The sequence below is a fragment of the Polaromonas sp. P1_G2 genome (genome assembly GCF_056405515.1).
The window spans coordinates 1-21,477 of record NZ_JBFUBY010000033.1; the positions used below are offsets into that span (position 1 = coordinate 1).

The 21,477-nt window shown below is 68.6% G+C and carries 17 protein-coding genes; 6 read left to right on the forward strand and 11 right to left on the reverse strand.

From position 1 onward, the window contains the following. Window positions 1–480: 480 nt before the first annotated feature. Window positions 481–3,366 (reverse strand): phosphoenolpyruvate carboxylase, encoded by a 2,886-nt coding sequence (gene ppc / locus AC1D0P_RS05585; protein ID WP_477675796.1) that lies wholly within the window; start codon window positions 3,364–3,366, stop codon window positions 481–483. Between the two features lie 71 nt (window positions 3,367–3,437). On the opposite strand from ppc, the gene hemC reads away from it, so the two are divergent. From hemC to AC1D0P_RS05605, 4 genes are read left to right on the forward strand one after another with little or no spacing between them, the layout of a single operon-like run. Further along, window positions 3,438–4,439 carry a hydroxymethylbilane synthase gene (gene hemC / locus AC1D0P_RS05590; RefSeq protein ID WP_477675797.1) on the forward strand — a complete coding sequence of 334 codons (1,002 nt, stop codon included), beginning with the start codon at window positions 3,438–3,440 and terminating at the stop codon, window positions 4,437–4,439. Then, complete coding sequence (locus AC1D0P_RS05595; RefSeq protein WP_477675798.1) at window positions 4,439–5,272, forward strand: uroporphyrinogen-III synthase; 834 nt, start codon at window positions 4,439–4,441, stop codon at window positions 5,270–5,272. The genes hemC and AC1D0P_RS05595 overlap by 1 nt, the downstream gene beginning before the upstream one ends. Continuing rightward, complete coding sequence (locus tag AC1D0P_RS05600) at window positions 5,269–6,435, forward strand: uroporphyrinogen-III C-methyltransferase (RefSeq protein ID WP_477675799.1); 1,167 nt, start codon at window positions 5,269–5,271, stop codon at window positions 6,433–6,435. The genes AC1D0P_RS05595 and AC1D0P_RS05600 overlap by 4 nt, the downstream gene beginning before the upstream one ends. A gap of 23 nt (window positions 6,436–6,458) precedes the next feature. After that, complete coding sequence (locus AC1D0P_RS05605) at window positions 6,459–7,748, forward strand: heme biosynthesis HemY N-terminal domain-containing protein (protein ID WP_477675800.1); 1,290 nt, start codon at window positions 6,459–6,461, stop codon at window positions 7,746–7,748. Window positions 7,749–7,764: 16 nt separating this feature from the next. Here the strand turns inward: AC1D0P_RS05605 and AC1D0P_RS05610 are convergent, their stop codons facing one another. The 10 genes from AC1D0P_RS05610 to AC1D0P_RS05655 form a co-directional block, all read right to left on the reverse strand. Further along, window positions 7,765–8,307: a DUF805 domain-containing protein gene (locus AC1D0P_RS05610; RefSeq protein WP_477675801.1), complete on the reverse strand. Its 543-nt coding sequence runs from the start codon at window positions 8,305–8,307 to the stop codon at window positions 7,765–7,767. Window positions 8,308–8,381: 74 nt separating this feature from the next. Further along, on the reverse strand, window positions 8,382–9,749 hold the full coding sequence (locus AC1D0P_RS05615) for a DUF58 domain-containing protein (RefSeq protein WP_477675802.1): 1,368 nt from the start codon (window positions 9,747–9,749) through the stop codon (window positions 8,382–8,384). Window positions 9,750–9,761: 12 nt separating this feature from the next. Beyond that, a complete protein-coding gene (locus tag AC1D0P_RS05620) occupies window positions 9,762–10,757 on the reverse strand; it encodes an AAA family ATPase (RefSeq protein ID WP_477675803.1) in 996 nt (331 codons plus the stop codon). Between the two features lie 15 nt (window positions 10,758–10,772). Continuing rightward, window positions 10,773–11,999, reverse strand: a complete 1,227-nt coding sequence (locus AC1D0P_RS05625; protein ID WP_477675804.1) for a DUF4350 domain-containing protein — start codon at window positions 11,997–11,999, stop codon at window positions 10,773–10,775. Next, window positions 11,996–12,778, reverse strand: a complete 783-nt coding sequence (locus AC1D0P_RS05630; protein ID WP_477675805.1) for a DUF4129 domain-containing protein — start codon at window positions 12,776–12,778, stop codon at window positions 11,996–11,998. The genes AC1D0P_RS05625 and AC1D0P_RS05630 overlap by 4 nt, the downstream gene beginning before the upstream one ends. After that, window positions 12,775–13,530: a hypothetical protein gene (locus AC1D0P_RS05635; protein WP_477675806.1), complete on the reverse strand. Its 756-nt coding sequence runs from the start codon at window positions 13,528–13,530 to the stop codon at window positions 12,775–12,777. The genes AC1D0P_RS05630 and AC1D0P_RS05635 overlap by 4 nt, the downstream gene beginning before the upstream one ends. Continuing rightward, window positions 13,520–14,518, reverse strand: coding sequence for a stage II sporulation protein M (locus AC1D0P_RS05640; RefSeq protein ID WP_477675807.1), 999 nt, complete (start codon window positions 14,516–14,518; stop codon window positions 13,520–13,522). The genes AC1D0P_RS05635 and AC1D0P_RS05640 overlap by 11 nt, the downstream gene beginning before the upstream one ends. Beyond that, window positions 14,515–15,231, reverse strand: a complete 717-nt coding sequence (locus AC1D0P_RS05645; protein ID WP_477675808.1) for an RDD family protein — start codon at window positions 15,229–15,231, stop codon at window positions 14,515–14,517. The genes AC1D0P_RS05640 and AC1D0P_RS05645 overlap by 4 nt, the downstream gene beginning before the upstream one ends. A gap of 11 nt (window positions 15,232–15,242) precedes the next feature. Further along, window positions 15,243–15,752 carry an RDD family protein gene (locus tag AC1D0P_RS05650; protein ID WP_477675809.1) on the reverse strand — a complete coding sequence of 170 codons (510 nt, stop codon included), beginning with the start codon at window positions 15,750–15,752 and terminating at the stop codon, window positions 15,243–15,245. 121 nt (window positions 15,753–15,873) lie between these two features. Beyond that, window positions 15,874–19,044 (reverse strand): Rne/Rng family ribonuclease, encoded by a 3,171-nt coding sequence (locus AC1D0P_RS05655; RefSeq protein ID WP_477675810.1) that lies wholly within the window; start codon window positions 19,042–19,044, stop codon window positions 15,874–15,876. 625 nt (window positions 19,045–19,669) lie between these two features. Here AC1D0P_RS05655 and AC1D0P_RS05660 point away from each other — a divergent pair. Beyond that, the gene (locus AC1D0P_RS05660) at window positions 19,670–20,827 is read left to right on the forward strand and encodes an RluA family pseudouridine synthase (protein WP_477675811.1); all 1,158 of its coding nucleotides are present in this window, start codon (window positions 19,670–19,672) and stop codon (window positions 20,825–20,827) included. Then, complete coding sequence (locus tag AC1D0P_RS05665; protein ID WP_477675812.1) at window positions 20,824–21,438, forward strand: hypothetical protein; 615 nt, start codon at window positions 20,824–20,826, stop codon at window positions 21,436–21,438. Before AC1D0P_RS05660 ends, AC1D0P_RS05665 begins: the two co-directional genes overlap by 4 nt. Window positions 21,439–21,477: the final 39 nt, after the last annotated feature.

Below are 21,477 nucleotides of genomic sequence, written 5' to 3' on the forward strand. Positions count from 1 at the left end.
TCGCTTCGCTACGGGCAACCTGCGGTGCTCGGTTCAGGCGGGGTCTCGCTAAACTCGCCTTCGGCTCAGACAACGCGATCCCTGATCCGCCTGAACCTGCGCTCCTCGGCGCATCCACAAGGGGTGGGGAGGGAATACCAATACCTAAGAAACAAGGACTCGCCTTGGCGAGTCCTTGTTTGTATTTGGTTTGTTCTTTGTGTTTTGTCCCYGMTCCCGATTGCCCCGTCCTGGCTGGGCCGAGGAGCGCAGACGTAGGCGGATCAGGGATCGCGCTTGTYTGAGCGAAGCGAGTTTGCGCGAGACCCCGCCGTAGTCGAGCACCGCAGGTTGCCCGWAGCGAAGCGTAGGGACCCAGACTGCGGGTCGCCTTTTCTTTGGTGACTTTCTTTTGGCGAAGCAAAAGAAAGTTACTTGCTGCCGGGCAACCCCGGCCAACCGCCCTCAGCAGAGAGCGCACCGCCGGAGCAAGAACCGGCCCTACCCCGTATTGCGCAGGCCCGCAGCAATCCCGTTAATAGAAATATGAATCCCCGTCTGTACCCGCTGGTCAGCCTGCCCAGCCCGATATCGCCGCACCAACTCAACCTGCAAATGGTGCAGCGGGTCGATGTACGGAAAGCGGTGGCGTATTGAGCGCTGCAGCGCGGCATTGCCGGCAAGGCGCTGTTTTTCGCCGGTGATCAGGCCCAGCGCTTCGGCCGTGAGGTGCCATTCGGCTTCGATGGCGCTGAAGATTTTTTTGCGCAGGCGCGCGTCGCCCACCAGTTCGGAATAGCGCGAGGCCAGCGCCAGGTCGCTCTTGGCCAGGACCATGTCCATGTTGCTGAGCAGGGTGCGGAAGAAGGGCCACTGCTTGTACATCTTCTGCAGCAGGGCCAGCGCTTCCTTGCGCGCGGCGGGCGTGCCGCCTTCGTTCAGCATCTGCGCGATGGCCGAGCCGAAACCGTACCAGCCGGGCAGGGTGAGGCGGCACTGGCCCCAGCTGAAACCCCAGGGGATGGCGCGCAGGTCTTCGATCTTCTGCGAGGCCTTGCGCGAGGCCGGGCGCGAGCCGATGTTGAGTTCGGCGATTTCACGTATCGGTGTCGCGCTGAAGAAATATTCGGTGAAGCCGGGGGTGTCGTAGACCAGCGCGCGGTAGGCCGCCATGCTGGCTTCCGAGAGGCCGGCCGCAGCCTGCAAAAAGGCCTTGGTGGCCGGCTTGGTCGGCTGCAGCAGCGTGGCTTCCAGCGTGGCGGCCACCAGGGTTTCGAGGTTGCGCCGGCCGATCTCGGGATTGGCGTATTTGGAGCCTATGACCTCGCCCTGCTCGGTCAGGCGTATCTGCCCGCGCACTGTGCCGGGTGGCTGGGCCAGGATGGCCTGGTAGCTGGGGCCGCCGCCGCGGCCCACGGTGCCGCCGCGGCCGTGGAACATGCGCAGCTGGATGTTGTGCGAGTTGGCCAGCACGTCGAACAGCTCGACCAGCGCGATCTCTGCGCGGTAGAGCTCCCAGTTGCTGGTGAAGATGCCGCCGTCCTTGTTGCTGTCGGAGTAGCCGAGCATGATGTCCTGCTCGGCGCCGCTGCGCTTGACCAGCTGGGCGATGCCGGGCAGCGCGTAGAACTCGCGCATGATGGGCGCGGCATTGCGCAGGTCTTCGATGGTTTCGAAGAGTGGCACCACGATGAGGTCGTTGGTGGCGTTGCCGTCGAGGGTGCCGTGCATCAGGCCGACTTCCTTTTGCAGCAGCAGCACCTCGAGCAAATCGCTCACGGTTTCGGTGTGGCTGATGATGTAGTGGCGTATCGCCTCCTTGCCGAAACGCGCGCGCGCCGTGCGTGCGGCCTCGAAAATCGCCAGTTCGCTTTGCGCATGGGCCGAGTAGTCGCTGCCGACCACACGCAGCGGCCGCGCGTCGTTGAGCAGGCCCACCAGCAGCACGCGCTTGGCGGCTTCATCGAGCTTGGCGTAGTGCGCTTCGATGCGCGCGACGGCCAGCAATTCGGCCACCACTTCCTCATGTTTGTCGGAGCTCTGGCGCAAATCGACCGTGGCCAGGTGAAAGCCGAAGACCTCGACCGCGCGTATCAGCGGGCGCAGGCGCTGGGCGACGATGGCTTCGCCGTGGTGGGCCCGGAGCGAGGTTTCTATGGTGCGCAAATCGGCCAGGAAGTCCTCGGACTTCAGGTAGGCGTTCTGCGGCGCGACGGCGTGGCGCGCGGCCTCGCCGCCGGTCAGGTCTTTCAGGGTGGCGGCCAGGCGGGCGTAGACGCCGGTCAGGGCGCGGCGGTAGGGTTCGTCCTTGCGGTGCTCGCTGGTGTCGGGCGAACTTTCGGCGAGGGCGCGCATTTCGGGGCTGAAATCGACCAGCATGGCCGACTGCGAGAGTTCGCCGCCCAGGAAGTGGACCTCGGTCAGGTAGTGGCGCAGCGCCACTTCGGCCTGCCGGCCCAGGGCGTAGTTGAGGGTCTCGGCGCTGACGTTGGGGTTGCCGTCGCGGTCGCCGCCTATCCACTGGCCCATGCGCAAAAAGCTGTGCACCGGCTGGTTGCCGAGTTCACGCTCGAGGTTGGCGTAGAGCTTGGGAATCTCGCGCAGGAAAGTGGCTTCGTAGTAGCTGAGCGCGTTCTCGATTTCGTCGGCCACGGTGAGCTTGGAAAAACGCAGCAGCCGGGTTTGCCACAGTTGCATCACGCGGGCGCGCAGCTGCGCTTCGTTGGCGGCCAGCTCGCGCGGCGTGAGGGCGTCCTTGGCGGCGTTGTGGGCCAGCGCCAGGGCCTTGATGTCGTCGCGCGCGGTCAGCAGTTGGGCGATGTCGCGCTCGGCATCGAGGATGCTTTTGCGCTGGACTTCGGTGGGGTGGGCGGTGAGCACCGGCGAGACAAAGCTGTGCGCCAGCGTGTTGGAGATCGTACGGGTCGAGATGCCGGCCCAGCGCAGCCGGGCCAGCGCCACTTCGATGCTGCCTTCCTGGGTGTCGCCGGCGCGTTCGTGCACGGCGCGGCGGCGTATGTGGTGGCGGTCTTCGGCCAGGTTGGCCAGGTGGCTGAAATAGGTGAAGGCGCGGATCACGCTGACGGTCTGGTCGCCCGACAGACCCTTGAGCAACTTCTTGAGCGCCTTGTCGGCTTCGGGGTCGGCGTCGCGCCGGAACGTGACCGACAGCTTGCGCACCTGCTCGATCAGCTCGTAAGCGGGCACGCCTTCCTGTTCACGGATCACGTCGCCGAGGATGCGGCCCAGCAGGCGAATATCTTCAACCAGCGGCCTTTCGTTGTCCCGCGAGCGGGTGGAGGCCTTGGGAACGGCGGCTGCGGTGCCGTCCCTGGCGCCCTCACCGGCGTGTTGTTGTAGCTTCTTGGCGCGCGCGGAAGTGACCATCTCTACCCTCTAGTTCTTGATCCTCGCATGCTAGCATTCACTTCCCCCCATGTATTACAAGCAGGTTACGAGTGTCCGCTGTGTCTGAACCCAACCCCCCTGGTATCAAGAAGGTGGTCATCGCCACGCGCGAGAGCCGCCTGGCCCTGTGGCAGGCCGAGCATGTGAAGGCGCTGCTGCAGGCGCGCCTGGGCTGGCAGGTCGAACTGCTGGGCATGACCACCCAGGGCGACCAGATCCTGGACCGCTCGCTGAGCAAGGTCGGCGGCAAGGGCCTGTTCGTCAAGGAACTCGAGGTGGCGCTCAGCGAAGGCCGGGCCGACATCGCCGTGCATTCGCTGAAAGACGTGCCCATGGACCTGCCAGAGGGCTTCGCCCTGGCCTGCGTGCTGGAGCGCGAGGATCCGCGCGATGCTTTTGTGTCTAATCAATTCGCCGGCCTGGCCGACCTGCCGCAGGGCGCGGTGGTGGGCACCTCCAGCCTGCGCCGGCTGGTGCTGCTCAAGGCCTTGCGGCCCGACCTGGTGATACAGCCGCTGCGCGGCAACCTCGATACGCGCCTGCGCAAGCTCGACGAAGGCCAGTACCACGCCATCGTGCTGGCGGCCGCGGGCCTGAAACGCCTGGGCCTGGAGTCGCGCATACGCGCCACCTTYGAACCSGCCCAGATGCTGCCCGCCGCGGGCCAGGGCGCGCTCGGCATTGAAGTGCGCGCCGACCGTGCCGACCTGCTGGCCGCGCTGGCCTCGCTGGCGCACATGCCGACCTGGCTGGCCGTGACGGCCGAGCGAACCGTCTCGCGCGCCATGGGCGGCAGCTGCTCCATGCCGCTGGCGGCCTTCACGCCGGGCGCGGCGGCGGGCGGTGTGATGCAACTCAACGCCGCCTGGGGCGACCCGGCCACGGCCGAGGCGCCCACCCAGGCCGCCGCCGGCCCGCTGGCCCCGCTGGTGCAGGTGAATCGGACCGCCCAGGTGCGCAATTTCGCCGAGGCCGAGGCCCTGGGCGAAGCCGTGGCGGCGCAATTGCGCGCCGGCGGCGCCGTGTGGGCCGGCAAAGGCCCGGACGCCTGATGCCGCGGATGCCGGTGCCTGCGGCCGGTGCGGCCCCCGTCATCGTGACGCGGCCGGCGGCCGATGCGCGGCACTGGGTGGAGCAGTTGCGGCAGGAGGGCTTCGCGGCCGAGGCCCTGCCGCTCATCGCTATCGCCCCCGCGGCCGACAGCGCCGCGCTGGCCCAGGCGCGGCAGGCGCTGGGCCGTTATGCGGCCTGCATGTTCGTCAGCGGCAATGCGGTCGAGTATTTTTTCAAAACTCCCCTGGCAGGCGCTGAAGGCTTGCCGCCCTCCCTGCGCCTGATGGCGCCCGGGCCGGGCACCGTGGCGGCCCTGCTGGCGGCGGGCGTGCCCGCCGCGCAGGTCGACGCGCCGGACGATTCCGCCGGGCAGTTTGACTCTGAAGCCCTGTGGGCCGTGGTCGGTGAGCGTGACTGGCGCGGCCGGCGTGTGCTGGTGGTGCGCGGCGAAAGCCCRGATGCCGCGGGCGCCGCGGTGTCGTCGGGGCGCGACTGGATCGCCCGCCAGTGGGAAGCCGCCGGCGCGCGGGTGGATTTTGTCAGCGTGTACCAGCGCAGGGCACCCCAATTCAGTGAGCAGCAACTGGCGCGCGCGCGCGCCGCCAGCGCGGACGGCTCGGTCTGGCTGTTCAGCAGTTCGGAAGCGCTGGCCAACCTCACGCGCCTGCCGGCGCTGGCCGGCGTCGACTGGCGCAAGGCCCGCGCGGTGGCCACGCATCCGCGGATTGAAGAGGCCGTGCGGGCCGCCGGCTGGGGTGTTGTTGTGGCGTCACGTCCCGCCCTGAAGGACATCAGGGACACATTGGCCTCGATAGAATCCCTTTATCCATGAGCGATCCCTACACAGCCCAGCCCACGCCCCCCACGCCCGACAACCAGCCTGTGCTGGAGCGTGCGCTGGTCGTGGCCGAACCGCCTATCGCGGCTCCCGATGTCTGGCTGGTGCCCCGCAAGTGGGCGCTGGGGGTGGGTGTGCTGGCGGCCGGCGGCCTGCTGGCCAGCGGCCTGCTGTGGCAGAAGCTCGGCAACATCCAGGAAGAGCTGGCGCGCCGCAGCATGGATTCGGGCACGCAGTCCATCGAAGCGCGCGCCCTGGCGCGCCAGGCCCAGGAAGCCACCCGCGAACTTTCGGCGCGGCTGGCCATCCAGGAAACCCGCATCAGCGAGGTCAGCCTGCAGCGCACCCAGCTCGAAGAACTGATGCAGAGCCTGTCGCGCTCGCGCGATGAAAACCTGGTGGTGGACGTCGAGTCCGCGCTGCGCCTGGCGCAGCAACAAGCCCAGCTCACGGGCAGCGCCGAGCCGCTGCTGGCCGCGCTGAAGTCGGCCGACCAGCGCCTGGCGCGCGCCGCCCAGCCGCGCCTGAACCCCTTGCAGCGCGCCATCGCGCGCGACATGGACCGCATCAAGGCCGCGACGCTGACCGATGTGCCGGTGCTGATGCTCAAGCTCGACGAGCTGGCCCGCATGGCCGACGAGCTGCCGGTGGCCAATGCCATGGTGGCCAACAATTCCCCGCGCGCGGCGCCGGCACTGAGTGCGCCGGCACACGCCCCCGCCGTGCGCCCCGGCGCCAGCGCCCCGGCGGCCGACAAGCCTTCGATGAGCCTGTTCGACAAACTTTCGTTCGACGCCTGGTCGCAGCGCACGCTGGACAACCTGCGCGAAGAGGGGCGCAAGCTGCTGCGCGTGAGCCGCATCGAGCAGCCCGAGGCGGCGCTGCTGTCGCCCGAGCAGTCTTTCTTCCTGCGTGAGAACCTCAAGCTGCGCCTGCTCAATGCGCGCCTGGCGTTGCTGTCGCGCCAGACCGATTCCGTGCGCGCCGACCTTGCCAGCGCCGGCGCCTGGCTGGGCAAGTATTTCGACCCCAGCTCACGCAAGACACAGGCCGCGGCCCAGTTGCTGGCCCAGGTGCAGGGCCAGCTCAAGACCAGCGAGCTGCCGCGCCTTGACGAAACCATGGCCGCGCTGGCCACGGCGGCCGCGGGCCGCTGATTTCCCAAAGGCAGGACACACGCATGCGCGCCGCTCTCTGGCTACTGGCCCTTTTTGGCGTGGCGGTTGCCGTGGCGCTGTTCGCGGGCAACAACCAGGCGGTGGTGACCATCTTCTGGCCGCCGCACCGGGTCGACATTTCCTTCAACCTGATGGTGCTGTTGCTGGCCGGCCTGTTTTTCGTGCTGTACCTGGCGCTGCGCGCGGTGTCGGCGGTGTTCTCGCTGCCGGCCGAGGCGCGGCGCTGGCGCGCCCAGCAAAAAGAGCGCGCGATGTACGGCGCCCTGATGGATTCGCTGGCCCACTTGCTGGCCGGGCGCTACATACGCTCCACAAAATCGGCGCAAAACGCGCTGGCGCAGGAAAAAAGCCTGCGCCCGCTGGCCGACCACTACGGCCACGTGACAGGCCACAGCGCCAGCCGCGGCAGCCAGTTGCGCGCGCTGGCCCACCTGCTGGTGGCCGAGGCCGCGCAGTCCCTGCAGAACAAGGGCCTGCGCGACCAGCACCTGCACCAGGCGCTGCAAAGCTCGGCCCCGCGCCACGCGCAGGAAGTGCGCGAAGGCGTGCAGTTCCGCGCGGCGCGCTGGGCGCTGGACGACCGCGATGCCGGCGCCGCGCTCGACTGGCTGGCCCAGCTGCCGCAGGGCGCATCGCGCCGCACGCTGGCCCTGCGCATGAAACTGCGCGCCTCGCGCCATGCGCGGCGGACTTCGCAGGCGCTGGAAACCGCGCGCCTGCTGGCCAAGCACCGCGCGTTTTCGCAGGCGGCGGCGCAAAGCATCGTCCGCGGCCTGGCGCTGGAACTGCTCAACGACGCGCACGACCCGGCGCAGCTGCAGCAGGCCTGGTTCTCACTCGACGAGGGCGAACGCGCCATGCCCGAGCTGGTGGTGCACGCCGCGTCGCGCCTGATGGCGCTGCACGGCGAACCGGAACTGGCGCGTGCCTGGCTGCTGCAGGTCTGGGACGCGATGATGCAGCCGCGCTCGGACATCGGCGACAACCTGCGCATCAAGCTGATCAGCGTGCTGGAAGCCGGCCTGGATTCGCTGGACGCGGCCTGGCTGGCGCGCATCGAGGCGGCACAGCTGAGCCGCCCGCGCGACGCCAACCTGCAGTACCTGGCGGGCATGGCCTGCCTGAACCGCCAGCTCTGGGGCAAGGCCCGGCAACTGCTGTCGCAGGCCGCCCCGGCCCTGCAGGATGTGGCGCTGCACCGCAATGCCTGGCGCGCGCTGGCCTTGCTGGCCGAGCAGCGTGAGGACGAAGCCGCCGCCGCGCAGGCCTACAAGCGCGCCGCGCAGATCTGAGCGGCGCTTTTCAAGATTAAGGCTTGACCACCTGGGCCGCCTTGGCCCGCTGCGTGTACCCCTGGTAAGCCGGCAGGGCGACGGCAGCGATGATGCCTATGACCATGATGACGGGGAAGGCCAGGCCGCCGATCTTGACCATCGTGGTGTTGGGCGGCGGGGGTGCGCCGAAGCGGTTGCCGCCCTTGGTGCCCGGGTTCAAAAGCCAGATCAACCCCACAAAAGGAATCAGGGCCAGGAGCGCCGTCCAGCCGGTCCATCCCATGTCGTGGCTGCGCTGTATCGTCATCAGCACGATGAAGATGAAATAGGGGATGACCGCCAGCACGCCGAGCACGCCGGCTGCTTTGGGGAAGCCGAGGGCGCCGGCGATGAAGCCCAGCACGAGGGCCGCCGCCACCATGAGAATGTAGCTGCCCAGGTTGTAGGCCAGGTAGCGCAGCCGGCCGACCCGCCCCTTGGCGGAAAACAGCTTGACGGGCTGCACGCCCGCTTCATCGGCATAAACGTCGGCCACCACGGCCTTGGGTGCGGCATACGGGTTCACTGCTTCGGACATCTCATCCCTCCTGTTGTTGAGACCCGAAGGATAACCGTTGCCGGGGCCTGTGTGGAGCCCCCTGGAGCGTGTTCTTAAAGCAGCCCGGCGCGCTTGACCGCGTGGTAGCGGTTGACCAGCGAAACGGCCAGTTGCGCCGGCTCCACATCCATGGAGAGCGGGTCCTGGCCGACCACGCGCGCGAAGGCGTCGCGCCGTGACTGCGCGAACAGGTGGGCGGCCGCCACGTCCACCGCGTCCGCGGGGGTGGACAGGGCCTGGCCGGCGATGCGGCCCAGCACGCGCTCGCGCAGGCTGGCCACCAGCACCAGGTGCTGGCGGCGCAGCRGCTTGATCGCGGGGCGCAGTTCGGCCGCGTCCTCGTCGCGGAAGTTGGTGAGCACTATGACCAGCGCGCGCCGTCGCTGCACGCGTAGCAGTTCCTGCGCGGCCAGCAGATAGTCGGAATGCATGGCGCCGGGCTGGATGTCGTGCAGGCGGTTCATCAGAGCGTTAAGGGTGGCCGCGCCCTTGCGCGGCGCGAAGTCGCGGCGCTGCCCGGGCACGCCGCCGAAGGTCATGGCGCCGACCTCGTCGCCCTCCTTGAGGGCGACATAGCTCAGCAGCATCAGTGCGTTGAGGGCCTCGTCGAAATGGCTGCTGCCCTGGCCGTCCTGCTCGGGCCCGCCTTCATCGGCGCGCATGCGGCGGCCGCAGTCGAGCAGGAAAAACACGCACTGGTCGCGGTCGTCCTGGAATTCGCGCACGATGGGCCGCTGGTGGCGCAGCGTGGCTTTCCAGTCGATGTGGCGCAGCGAATCGCCGGTCTTGTAGTCGGCCAGCTGGCGGAAATCGGTGCCCAGCCCGCGCTGCACATAGGTCTTGATGCCGATCTGGGCGAGCCGCCGGTCGCCGGAAAGCCAGGCGTAGCGCGCCAGCGCGGCGAAGTTGGGGTACACGCGCAGCTTGCCGGGCTGGCCCAGCGGCTGCTGCACTTCAAAGCAGCCGCCGCGGCTGCGCCAGCGCAGCTGGGTGATGCCGAAAAGGGCCACGCCACGCTCGCGCGCGGTCACCGTGTAGCGCAGTTCCGCGCGCGAAGCTGGGGGGATGCGCAGGGACTGCGGCAAGCCGTCAAAGGCAAAGCGCGGGTCCACTTCGTCGAAGACGGTGACGGCCCAGGCCCGCGGGCCTTCGTTGACCAGCACCAGCGTGAGCACGGTCGGCACGCCCAGCGAAAAAGCGCCGGGCAGGGTGCGCTCTATGCGCAGCGGCGCCTGCCGCCACAGGCGCAGGCTGCGCCAGAGGTCGAACAAGGCCCAGGCCAGCGCCGGCAGCAGCACGGCGCCGGCCAGCATGGCCACCGTGCCCACCGGCAGGCCGGCGAGCAGGGCCAGGGTGGCGGCCACGGCGGCGCCGGCCAGCGCCTGGACCGTGCCTGCCGTGGGAATCACCAGCCAGCGCATGCGTGCCGGCCTTTAGAGGCGGGGCGCCTGCACGCTGCCCTGGGCGCTGCGCAGCAGGTCGTCCACGCTGAGGCCTTCGAGCTGCGCGTCGGGCGAAATCATCACGCGATGGCGCAGCGCCGGCAGGGTCTGGCGCGCCACGTCGTCGGGGGTGATGAAGTCGCGCCCGGCCATCAGCGCGGCGGCGCGCGCGGCGCGCACCAGCGCCATGGTGCCGCGCGGCCCCGCGCCGGACGAGAGGCCGGGCCAGTCGCGCGTGGCGCGGGCGATGCGCACCGCGTAGTCGATCACCTGTTCATGCGCCTGCACCAGGCTGGCCAGGCGCTGCAGTTCCAGCACCTGCACGTCGTCCAGGCAGGGCCTGACGGCGTCCAGCGGCAGCTGGTTGCCGGCGCGCTGGCCGGTGGTGAGCTGCACGACGGCCTTTTCTTCGGCATGGCTGGGGAAGGCGATGTTGATCTTGAGCAGGAAGCGGTCCAGCTGCGCCTCGGGCAGGGGGTAGGTGCCTTCGGTGTCTATCGGGTTTTGCGTGGCCATCACCATGAAGGGACGCGGTAGCGGCATGGCCCGGCCTTCCAGCGTGACCTGGTATTCCTGCATCACCTCAAGCAGCGCGCTCTGCGTCTTGGCCGGCGCGCGGTTGATTTCATCGGCCAGCAGCAAGTGGGTGAAGACCGGCCCCTGGTGCACGCGCAGCGTGCCTATGCCGGTTTCGCCGCGGGTCGACGGGTCCAGCACCGAATGGCCGGTGATGTCCGAGGGCATCAGGTCGGGCGTGAACTGCACGCGCGCATAGCGCAGGCTCATGGCCTGCGCCAGCGCGCGCGCCAGCAGCGTCTTGCCGAGCCCGGGCACGCCCTCGATCAGCACGTGGCCGGACGCGACCAGCGCCACCAGGGTCTGGTCGACAGCTTCCTTCTGGCCGACCACGGCCTTGCCGACTTCGTGGCGCAGGGTCTGCAGCCATTCGGCCGCGCGTATCAGTTCTTCGTTGGGAATTGATGACATGGTGGTTTCTCGGGTTCAGGGTGAAGAGGCGGATGAAGAAGCGGATGGAGGGGCCGGTGAAGCGGCGGGTTCGCGCGCATCGAGCCGCCGGCGGGCGGTTTCTATCAGTTCGAGGTCGGCGGCCAGCGCGCCGCGGTTGCGCGCCCTGTCGGCCTGCGCGCGTTCCAGCACCTGCGCGTCCAGGCCGGTGGCGCGCGCGATCTCCTGGGTGCGGCGCGCCGGGTCCAGCTGCGAGAAGCGAGGCAGCTGCCGCGCGGCCGACGCGTGCAGCGCGCGAAGCTGGGCCGCATGCAGGGCTTTGGGCCCGTGCATGTGCAGGAAGCGCGCGGTGCCGCGCACCTGCTCGGCCATGGAGCGCCGGTGGGCGGGGGCCGAAGGCGCCAGCGGGCCGAAGCGCACGCCGGCGCGCCACAGGGCCAGTGCCAGGGCCAGCAAGCCCAGCAGCAGCGCCGCCCAGGCCTGGTGCCAGAGCCAGGGCGCGAAGGGTTCCCTGGCCTCTTCGGCCACAAACCAGAACTCGGCGCCGGGGCGCGCCTGCAGCGCCGCGGCGGCCAGCAGGGCGTTGTCGGCGCGCAGCAGGTTGCTGTTGTTCAGCAGGCCCCAGCCGCCGAGTACGGTGACCGTGCCCTGGCCGACCTGCACGCGCACCGCCTCGGTGCCGGCCATGCCCTGCAGCGCCCACAGCGGCGCGGCCTGCCGGTTCACCGGCAGGTACTGGGAGCTGAAGTACGCGCCGCAGGCGCGAAACACCCGGCTGTCGCCGTAACTGGGCACGACGTCGGCGGGTTCCTCGAGCGCGCGGCAATCCGTGTCCTTGGCGGGCTTGCCTAAGGGGCGCGGCGGCATCGCGGGCGGCTCAAACTTGAGGGGGCGTTGCTCCGTAACGGGCAGCCAGCCCTTCAGCGATTCGTGGCCGGCCAGGAAGCCGGGGATCACCAGGTGTCCACCTTGCGCCACCCATGCGCGCAGGCGCTGCCTGCGCTCGGGAAACAGGTCCCAGTTGCGCGACACCAGCACCAGCCGCGCCTGCTGCGGCGGCATGGCGTCCAGGCTTGTGCGCCGCACGACTTTCGCCCCCAGGGCGCCCAGCAGTTTCTCGGTCGCGTACAGCGGGTTGGTGAGGGCCTCGCCCTTGGCCGGCGTAGGGACGTCGATGTCGATCCATTCAGTGGCCGACACCAGCCAGGCGCCGCCGGCCAGCAGCAGCACGCCGAGCAGGATGAGGATCAGCCGGTCCCTCATGGCGCCGCCTTCGCCGGCCCGGCCGGCGCGCCCAGCCGCGCGTCAAATTCATCGCACAGCGCCAGCACGCCAGCCGTGGGCGGCAGGCGCCCGCCGTAGGCCGCCAGCTGCCAGGCCGCCACCAGCCGCGCGAAAAATTCCAGCGACATGGGCGCCAGCCGGCCCTGGCTGAGCGCCACGCATTCGCCCTCGGTGCTGGCATGGCGTATGGGCACCTCGTGCAGGTGCACCAGGCGGGACAGCGCGCCGCGGTAGAGCAGCGACAGCGCGGGCCGCCGCTGGCCGCGCTGCCACAGCGAGGCGACTTCGGAGCCCACGTCGTCGGGCAGGCTTTCGGGGCGTATGTCCAGGCTGCCGATGTGGCTGGGCAGGGGCGCCATGCGGTGGCGTCCGCCGCCGGCCCGTACCTTCACCCAGCGCCGTATGCCCACCACCAGCCAGGCCAGGGCCAGCGCGCCCAGCGCCCACACCAGCAGGCGCGCGCCTTCGGACACTGTGGTCACAAAATCCTTGAGCCAGCCGAAGCTGTCGCGCTCCTTCTTTTTATCTTCGGGTTTTTTCTCCCGGTCCTTGAAGCTCAGGGTTTTTTCTTTCTTGCTGCCGGGCAGGTTGGGATCGGCGCGAACCCGGTCGGCGGCCGACTGCACCTGCTGGCGCGAGGGCGCTTCGCCCGGCGCCGCGGCGGCTGGATTGGCCCACGAGGGCATGCCCATGGCACAGCCCGCCAGCACGGCGCAGGCCACGGTCCGCCGCCAGGGAACGCGTATCGCGGCAGTCATGGGCTGCCCCCGGCCGGCGCGGGTGTGAAGGCGCGGCGGAATTCCTGCTCGATGTCCCAGGCTTCGAGTTCGACGCGGCGGTTCAGGTACATCGCGAAGCCGGCCGCCACGAAGAAGGGCTCGACCAGCCCGACGGCGAAGGCGTAGACCAGCGCGAGGCTGAGGCTTTGCAGTGTGGACTCGGAAGCGATCAGCCAGCGCCAGAGTTCCGAGAGAGTGCCCTCGGGCGCGAACCAGAACAGGATGGAGAGAAGGGCGAATTCCAGCGCGATCTCGACGTTGGAAAAAATCAGCTGCATGCCGGCGCTCGCGCCACGCCGCCCGCGCAGCAGCTGGTCGCGCCGCTTGCGCCTGGCGCCGCCGCGCTGGCCTTCGAGCTGGTCCACGGCCTGGGTGTAGGAGCGCCAGGGCGACAGCCGCCGCCACAGCAGGGTGCGCAGCAACTGCCCGCCCCACACCTGGGCACGCTGCTCCCAGAGGTCTTTCCAGCGCGTGGACTGGCYGAAAACCGCGCGCGACAGGATGAACAGCAGGCTGCGGTCAAACCAGGGCTTGAGGCAGAAGATCAACAGGCCGGGCAGCCAGTAGGCGAACTCGATGGTGCACAGCACCAGCGCGATGACCACCACATACAGGGGCAGGAAGGTGCGCCAGATGGAGCCGGCGTGGCGGCGCACCAGCGCGACACCGAGGTCGGCGGCTTCGGCCATGGGCCGCGGCCGCAGCGCGACGGCCAGCGCATCAACCTGCATGGCGCTGCCCTTCGCCCGCGGGCGCGGCGCCTGCGCGCGGCCGTCCCTGCCAGCCCAGGTAGGCGAACACCTGGGCCCAGCAGGCCGCGCCGGCGCCGTATTTCACGGCGGGGGTGACCCAGCGCGCCGAGGACCAGAAGGCTTCGACGGCGGCGGCGATCAGCAGCAGGCCGATGACGCCGTAGACCACCACGATGGCGTGGCGGGCGGCCAGGCGCAGCGCCTCCAGCCGCGTGTGCCGGCCCGGCGCGATCAGCGCGTAGCCCAGGCGCAGCCCCGCCGCGCCGGCGAGCACGATGGCGGTCAGCTCGAAGGCGCCGTGTGTGACGACGAAGGAGCAGAAGTTCTGCCCGTGGCCGGAGGCGATCAGGTAGCCGCCGACGGCGCCTATCTGCACGCCGTTGAACAGCAGCACGGCGGCGCTGCCGACGCCGCCGAAGATGCCGGCCGCGAAGCAGCGAAAGCCGATGCCGATGTTGTGCATGACGTAAAAGCCGAACATCTGCCAGTCGCCGCTGGCGTCGCGGTTGCGCCCGAAGGACTTGGCGCCGTCGCTGTACATGCTGTCGAAGTTCTGCACCTGGGCCGCGTCCAGCAGGTGCAGGATGAAGCCCGGGTCCCGGTAGGTGGCCAGGCCCGCGGCGAGCAGCGGCACCACGAACAGCAGGGCCGACACCAGCAGGTAGGCCCGGTGCGCGCGCACCGCCTGCGGGAAGTCGACCAGCACCAGCCATCCGAGGCGCGCCAGGCCGTAGTCGTGGCGCCGGTAGATCAGCCGGTGGGCGCTTTGCGTCAGGGTCTCCAGCCGCTGCGTCAGGTGCACGGGGTAGGCGCGGGCCTGCGCCAGCGCCAGGTGTTCGCAGACGCGGCGGTAAAGCGTGGCCAGCCGGGCGCCGTCGAACTTGCGCTCGGTTTCGGCGACGCCGATGACGGTTTCGAGCTCGGTCCAGAGCGGCGCATAGGCCGCTTCAAATTGCAGGGGTGTCATCGCCTCGCATCCCCTTCGCGCCGGCCCATGAGCCATTGCGCCACGCCCAGCAGGCGTTGCGTGGCGCTGCTGCCCGGCGTGCCCGTGGCCAGCACCGGCTCGGCCAGGGCGGCGAGTTCGCCGAGGCGCTCGGGCGTCAGCCGCGTGGCGCGGCCGGCCCAGGCGAGCACCGAGGCCTGCTCGGCGGCGGACAGCGGCCGCGCGGGCGCCTGCGGCGGCGACAGGGGCACCTCGCCGTGCAGCTTGACGGCATCGGTGAAGACCACCAGCGTGCCGGCGGCCAGGTCGCCCAGGCGTTTGCTGTCATTCCGCCAGAGCATGGACACCAGGCCAGCGCCGAACAGCGCGGGCATGAAWTCGGCGGCGCGCAGCAGGTTGCGGGTCAGCGAGGCAGCGGGCGTCACCGGCAAGCCCGAATCCATCACCACGCGCAGTCCCATGGCGCGCTTGCCGGGGGTGGCGGCAGCGCGCGTCAGCTCGAACACCACGGGATAAAACCATTCGAGGCCGAAATACGCAAGCAGCAGCACGGCCACCCCGGCCTTGCCCATCACGCCGACCGTGATGGCCACGGCGATGAACAGGCAGCCGCGTATGGCCAGGTCTATCAGGTAGGCCAGCCCGCGCGCGACGATGCCGGCGGGCCGCAGGGACAGGGTGATGCCCTCCGGCGTTTCGGCCGTGTAAAGCGTGTCAAGGCGCGCGGTGGCCACAGGCGTGGGTCTCAGGCCTTGACGACGATGGTGTCGGCGATCTCGTCGTGCAGGGTGCGGCGCGACTTGCGAAAGATCATGAGGCAGTCAATCAGCGAATACACCCAGACCACGGCCATGACGAGGCCGGCCACAAAGCCCGCGCCGTAGCGCAAGGCCAGGCGCGTGGGGGAAACGGCTTCGCCCGAGGGCCGGACAATGCGTATCTTGAGCAGGACCTTGCCGATGGTCTGGCCCCGTGTCGCGAGCAGGTAGCCGTTGAGCAGGATGAAGATCAGGGCGCCGATGGCCATGCTCATCGGGTTGAAGGACCACGCGCCGACTCCTTGCGTGGCCCAGGGGTTGTAGGGTGTCACCAGCGACACCAGCCAGAGCACCAGGCTCTGGAAGACCGTGTCGAGGATCACGGCGCCAAGCCGTTCGACGCGGCTGGCCAGCTGCAGGCCCTGGTTCGCGTCGGCCACGTCTTCCACCACGGCCTGTGGCGGCGCGTAACGCGCATCATGCGTCGGGTTGTCCATCGTCTTCCCCCCTTTGTCGTTTTGTTGGACTGATTCTAGGGCCAGTTTCGGGGCATAAAAAAAGCCCGCATTCGCGGGCTTTTTCAGGGGGTGGCCGCCGAGGCGGCCGGGGTCGGGGCGTTTACTGGCCCGCCGACTTTTCGAAGGGCAGGGACATCGCGCCCAGGTCGCGCTTGGTCTCGACCAGCACCAGCGGGCCTTCGTCGGCCACGACCAGCGGCGGGCGCTCGCGCGGCACGTGCACGGCCTTGGTTTCGGCGGCGATGGCAGCCTTGACCTCGGCGATCTTGGCTGCGTCGGAATTCACCCACTGCAGGCCGGAGGACTGGGCCACCTGGGCCAGCTCATCGAGGGGCAGAGCATAGGACTGGACCTTGGGCAAGGTGATGCCCGCGGGTGCTGGTGCCTGGACCGGTGTGGGCGCCGGAGCGGCCGCTACAGGTGCTGGCGCGGGCGCCGATGCCGCAACGGCCACGGGTGCCGTGTAGGCGGGGGCAGGTGCCGCTGCGGGCACAAAAGGCGCCGCGGGGGTCACGGCGGCCGCTGGTGCCGCATAGTCGGCGACTGCCGGGGCGCGCTCTTCAGGGGCTTGCGGCTGCTGACGGGGCTCGGCAAAACCGGCTTGGGCTGCGTCCACGCTGCCTTCGGCGGGCTGCTGCTCGGTGCGCTCGCCGTTTTCACCGCGTTCGCGGCGATCCCGGTCGCGGCCGTAGCGGTCGCGGCTGCGGCGCACGCGTGGCTGGCGCTGTTCGTCGCCCTGGCCGTTGGCCGTGGGAGCGATCACATTGCCGGCTTCGTCGAGCACAGGTGCTGCCGCGGGAGCGTCAGGGTTGAAGCCCACAGCGCCTTCGGCGGGGGCGTTCTGGCCTTCGGCGCCTTCAGGGCGGTCTGCACCGCGGCGCTCGCCACGGCGGCCGTTGCGGTCACCGCGTTCACGGCGGCCTTCACCGCGTTCTCCGCGGTCAGCACGCGGCTCACGGTTGCCTTGGCGTTCGCCGTCCTGGGGTGCGCGTTCCTGGCGTGCTTCGCCGGTGTCACCGCCCATGGCGGCTGCCATGGCGGCCTGGTTGGCCAGTGCGAGGTCCTGCTCGACGGCGTCGCGCTGGATGCGCTCACCGCGCTCGCCGGTGCGTTCACCGCCGCGCTCGCCGCGCTCGCCGCGTTCACGGCGGTTGCGGCCGCCTTCGCGGTTGGGGGTGTCGCTGCGTGGCTGGTCGACTGCGCCTTCGGCGCGGGCTTCACCGGCTGGGCGCTCCTGGCGGCCTTCGGCATTGCGCTCACGGCGCTCGCCGCCGCGGCCTTCACCGCGTTCACCACGGCCTTCGGGGCGGGCTTCGCTACGGCCTTCAGCGCCGCGGCCCTCGCCACGTCCTTCGCTGCGGCCGCGGCCACCGCGCCGGCCGTCACGGCCGCCGCGCTCGCCACCACGGTCCGAACGCTCGCCGCGCTCGCCGCCGCGGCCTTCAGCGCCACGGCCGTCACGCCGGCCTTCGCCGCGCTCGTCTTTTTTCACTTCCTTGGCCGCAGGCGCAGGGGCTGGTGCTTCGGCGCCGCCGAACAAGCCCTTGATCCAGCCGAAAAAGCCTTTTTCAGCAGCGGGTGCCGCGGCCGCAGGGACGGGACGGGCGGCAGCAGCCTTGGGCGCCGCGTGCGGCACGGCTTCGGGCTTGGGCGGGGCCACGGGGGCGGGCGCATCGGGCAGCACGCCCTTGATGATGGGCTCCTGCTTGTTGTGCTTTTCCTGGCTGCGGCGCGTGACGGTGGTCGGGTCCTCGATTTCGTCGGCCATCTTGTAGCTGGCAGCGATGTTGTCCAGGCGAGGGTCGTCGTGCTTCAGGCGTTCCAGGCGGTAGTTGGGGGTTTCCAGCGTCTTGTTGGGCACCAGCAGCACGTTGATGCGCTGCTTGACCTCGATCTTGGCGATCTCGGAGCGCTTTTCGTTGAGCAGGAAGGAGGCCACGTCGACCGGGACCTGGCACAGCACCGAGGCCGTGCTGTCCTTGAGGGACTCTTCCTGGATGATGCGCAGGATCTGCAGCGCCGAGCTTTCGGTGTCGCGGATGTGGCCGGAGCCGCCGCAACGCGGGCAGGGGATCGATGCACCTTCGGACAGGGCCGGGCGCAGGCGCTGGCGGCTCATTTCCATGAGGCCGAATTTGCTGATGGTGCCGAACTGCACGCGGGCGCGGTCCTGGCGCAGCGCGTCGCGCAGGCGGTTTTCGACGTCGCGGCGGTTGCGCGACTCTTCCATGTCGATAAAGTCGATGACGATCAGGCCGCCGAGGTCGCGCAAACGCATCTGGCGCGCGACTTCGTCGGCGGCTTCCAGGTTGGTGCGGGTGGCGGTTTCCTCGATGTCGCCGCCCTTGATGGCGCGGGCCGAGTTGACGTCGACCGAGACCAGGGCCTCGGTGTGGTCGATCACGATGGCGCCGCCGGAAGGCAGCTGCACGGTGCGGGCATAGGCCGATTCGATCTGGTGTTCGATCTGGAAGCGGCTGAACAGCGGCGCGTCGTCGCGGTAGCGCTTGACGCGGTGCTCGTGCTCGGGCATCACGTGTGCCATGAACTGCTTGGCCTGCTCATAGACGTCGTCGGTGTCGAACAGGATGTCGCCGATGTCGCTGTTGAAGTAGTCGCGGATGGCGCGGATCACGAGGCTGGATTCCTGGTAAATCAGGTAAGCGCCCTTGCCGCCCTTGCCGGCGCCGTCAATGGCGGTCCAGAGCTTGAGCAGGTAGTTCAGGTCCCACTGGAGCTCAGGCGCGCTGCGGCCGATGCCGGCGGTGCGGGCGATGATGCTCATGCCGTTGGGGTACTCGAGCTGGTCCATCGCTTCTTTGAGCTCGGCCCGGTCGTCGCCCTCGATGCGCCGGCTCACGCCGCCGCCGCGCGGGTTGTTGGGCATCAGGACCACATAGCGGCCGGCCAGGGAAACGAAGGTGGTGAGGGCCGCGCCCTTGTTGCCGCGTTCTTCCTTTTCGACCTGGACCAGCAGTTCCTGGCCTTCCTTGATGACGTCGTTGATGCGCGCCTGGCTGACCGGCACGCCCTGGGCGAAGTACTGCTTGGAGATTTCCTTGAACGGCAGGAAGCCGTGGCGGTCTTCGCCGTAGTCGACGAAGCAGGCTTCCAGCGAGGGCTCGACGCGCGTGACGACGGCCTTGTAGATGTTGCCCTTGCGCTGTTCGCGCCCTTCGATTTCAATTTCGTAGTCGAGGAGTTTTTGTCCGTCGACGATCGCCAGGCGGCGTTCTTCAGCCTGAGTGGCGTTTACCAGCATCCGTTTCATGGGTAGCCTTCCTTATCGTTCTTCGTTTTGATGTCATGTCTGAAACATCAATCACATGCCCAAAATGGGCCAACGACGCCGGAGGGACGCAGTGCGAACGTGGAGGAATTGCCGGAGAGCTTTTGACAGCGCGCGGCCGACCGAAATGAATCGGTCAGCGACGTGGTCTGGGCGTAGGCGCGTGGATGGAGCGAGCAGGGGTCAAACGGGTGGGTGCCGCGCAAAACGCGGCTGCTTGCGCCCACTGGACAAAGGCCGGCGGCTGATTCATGCCGAATGCGGGGTTCACGAATGTCGTGAAGCGCCGCAGGCATATATAAATCAGACTGACCAGTGTTGTCATCAGAGGGCTACCCGTTAAAGGACTTGTTCTCGGCTGGATCCGCGTGCAGCCTGTTGTTCGTGACTTGGGCTGCACACATGGTATTCCGTAGTTGTGTTCGCAAAACGTCGACTCGTCTACCGTGCAAAGACGCTCGCCGCGAGGTGCCTGGCACTCGTCGCTTGCGGGCAATTGCCGGCGTGGGCATCGACCTTCCAGCGAGGCTGCTTGTTCGCCTTTTCAGGGCCGGGGACTTGCGTGGACTAAACTCCAGGCAAATCAACCACTTACAGCGCATCGCTAGTGAAACACATTATAGGGTCAGCAAAGGGCTTGGCAAGGAAACCCGGGAAAACACCGGTATGGGCGTCCGCGGCCGCGTCTGCACCTGCCACCCCGGCGGCGCCCATTCCCCAGGTAGCAGCCCCCGCAGCGCCCCAGGCCACGCTGGTGACCGTGGACGAGGACTACGCCGGCCAGCGCCTGGACAATTTCCTGATCCGCCAGCTCAAGGGCGTGCCCAAAACCCATGTCTATCGCATCATCCGCAGCGGCGAGGTCCGGGTGAACAAGGGCAGGGCGCAGGCCGATACGCGTGTGGAAGCCGGCGACGTGGTGCGCCTGCCGCCGGTGCGCACCTCGGAGCGGGCTGGGCAGAAAGCCGAGGCCATGGCACAGGAAATCGCCCGCCATRGCGCCAGTTCCACCACGGGCGGCTATGCGCCGTCCCGCGAATTTCCCATCCTGTTTGAAGACGACTTCGTGCTGGCGATCGACAAACCGGCCGGCGTGGCGGTGCACGGCGGCAGCGGCGTGAGTTTTGGCGTGATCGAGCAGCTGCGCATGGCGCGGCCGGAGGCCGACTTCCTGGAGCTGGTGCACCGGCTGGACCGCGAAACCAGCGGCATTTTGTTGATCGCCAAGCGGCGCATGGCCCTCAAGCTGCTGCAGGAGCAGTTCCGGGAGCGCGAAACCGACAAGGTCTACCTGGCGCTGGCCGGCGGCGCATGGCCCGCCAATCACCGCGTGATCGACAAGGCGCTGCACAAATACCTGCTGCCTGACGGCGAGCGGCGCGTGAAAGTGGTCGACAACGACCATCCCGACGGCATGCGCTCGGTGACGCTGGTGAAAGTCAAGGCGGCGGTTCCGGCCAGCCCGTTGGCCCCCGCCACGCCCTTCACCCTGCTGGAAGTGACCATCAAGACCGGCCGCACGCACCAGATCCGCGTGCACCTGGCCAATGAGGGCCACCCGATCGCCGGCGACGATAAATACGGCGATTTCGAGCTGAACCGGGCGCTGCAGAAAACCGCAGCCGGCGCGGTGCCGCTCAAACGCATGTTTCTGCATGCCTGGAGCCTGAAGTTCAACCATCCCAAGCTGCGCAAGGTGGTGCACCTGCAGGCGCCCCTGCCGCCCGAGCTGCAGCAGTTTTTACCGGCGTCGGTTTCCTCATGACTCACGATGCTCCTGGAGCGCTTGATCCAAAGAGCGTAGCCGGCCCGGCCCGGGGGAAGCTCAGCGGCCTGGGTGCGACGGTGCTGATGTTCGTCTTTGCCGGTCCTGCCTTATATGGTGTGGCCTATTGCCTGGTGGGGGGTGGCTTGGGGCGCAACGAATTCCGCTGGAGTGAGGCGCCCTCGCTGATGTTCTGGCCGCTTCTGATGGAATTCCTGTTCTGGCTGTCGTTCGGGAATCTTGGGTCCCTATTCCAGGTTCCGCTCCCTACCGTGTTGGCCGCCGTGGCTTTCTGGCTGCTGAACAGGAAGCTGATGCCTTCCTTGAACGCCATGTCCGCTTTCCGTTTTGTTGTGTCCAGGTCGGCGGCCTGCCTGGTGGTGTGCGTGTGCGCTTTTGTGGTCCTGAATCCGTCGACAGTGACGCAAGGGTGGGACGCGCTGTATTTTTACAATCCCCGTATCCGGTCTCCGTACGAAGACTCGGAATGGGGATTTCTTGACAGCTATGGGCCGCTTTTCCATCTGACTTTGCTCGGCTTGGCAGGCACCCTGCTCGGTGCAATTTACGGGCTCTGGTCCTGGTACTTTCGCAAAAGCCTGGGCAACTGAGGCCTGCGCTTCAACTTTTGCCCATGCGCGCGCATAGGC

Coding starts and splice junctions, on each gene's coding strand:
- ppc (WP_477675796.1), bottom strand. CDS start 3,366: ATGGTCACTTCCGCGCGCGCCAAGAAGCTACAACAACACGCCGGTGAG.
- AC1D0P_RS05600 (WP_477675799.1), top strand. CDS start 5,269: ATGAGCGATCCCTACACAGCCCAGCCCACGCCCCCCACGCCCGACAAC.
- AC1D0P_RS05605 (WP_477675800.1), top strand. CDS start 6,459: ATGCGCGCCGCTCTCTGGCTACTGGCCCTTTTTGGCGTGGCGGTTGCC.
- AC1D0P_RS05610 (WP_477675801.1), bottom strand. CDS start 8,307: ATGTCCGAAGCAGTGAACCCGTATGCCGCACCCAAGGCCGTGGTGGCC.
- AC1D0P_RS05620 (WP_477675803.1), bottom strand. CDS start 10,757: ATGTCATCAATTCCCAACGAAGAACTGATACGCGCGGCCGAATGGCTG.
- AC1D0P_RS05625 (WP_477675804.1), bottom strand. CDS start 11,999: ATGAGGGACCGGCTGATCCTCATCCTGCTCGGCGTGCTGCTGCTGGCC.
- AC1D0P_RS05630 (WP_477675805.1), bottom strand. CDS start 12,778: ATGACTGCCGCGATACGCGTTCCCTGGCGGCGGACCGTGGCCTGCGCC.
- AC1D0P_RS05640 (WP_477675807.1), bottom strand. CDS start 14,518: ATGACACCCCTGCAATTTGAAGCGGCCTATGCGCCGCTCTGGACCGAG.
- AC1D0P_RS05650 (WP_477675809.1), bottom strand. CDS start 15,752: ATGGACAACCCGACGCATGATGCGCGTTACGCGCCGCCACAGGCCGTG.
- AC1D0P_RS05655 (WP_477675810.1), bottom strand. CDS start 19,044: ATGAAACGGATGCTGGTAAACGCCACTCAGGCTGAAGAACGCCGCCTG.
- AC1D0P_RS05665 (WP_477675812.1), top strand. CDS start 20,824: ATGACTCACGATGCTCCTGGAGCGCTTGATCCAAAGAGCGTAGCCGGC.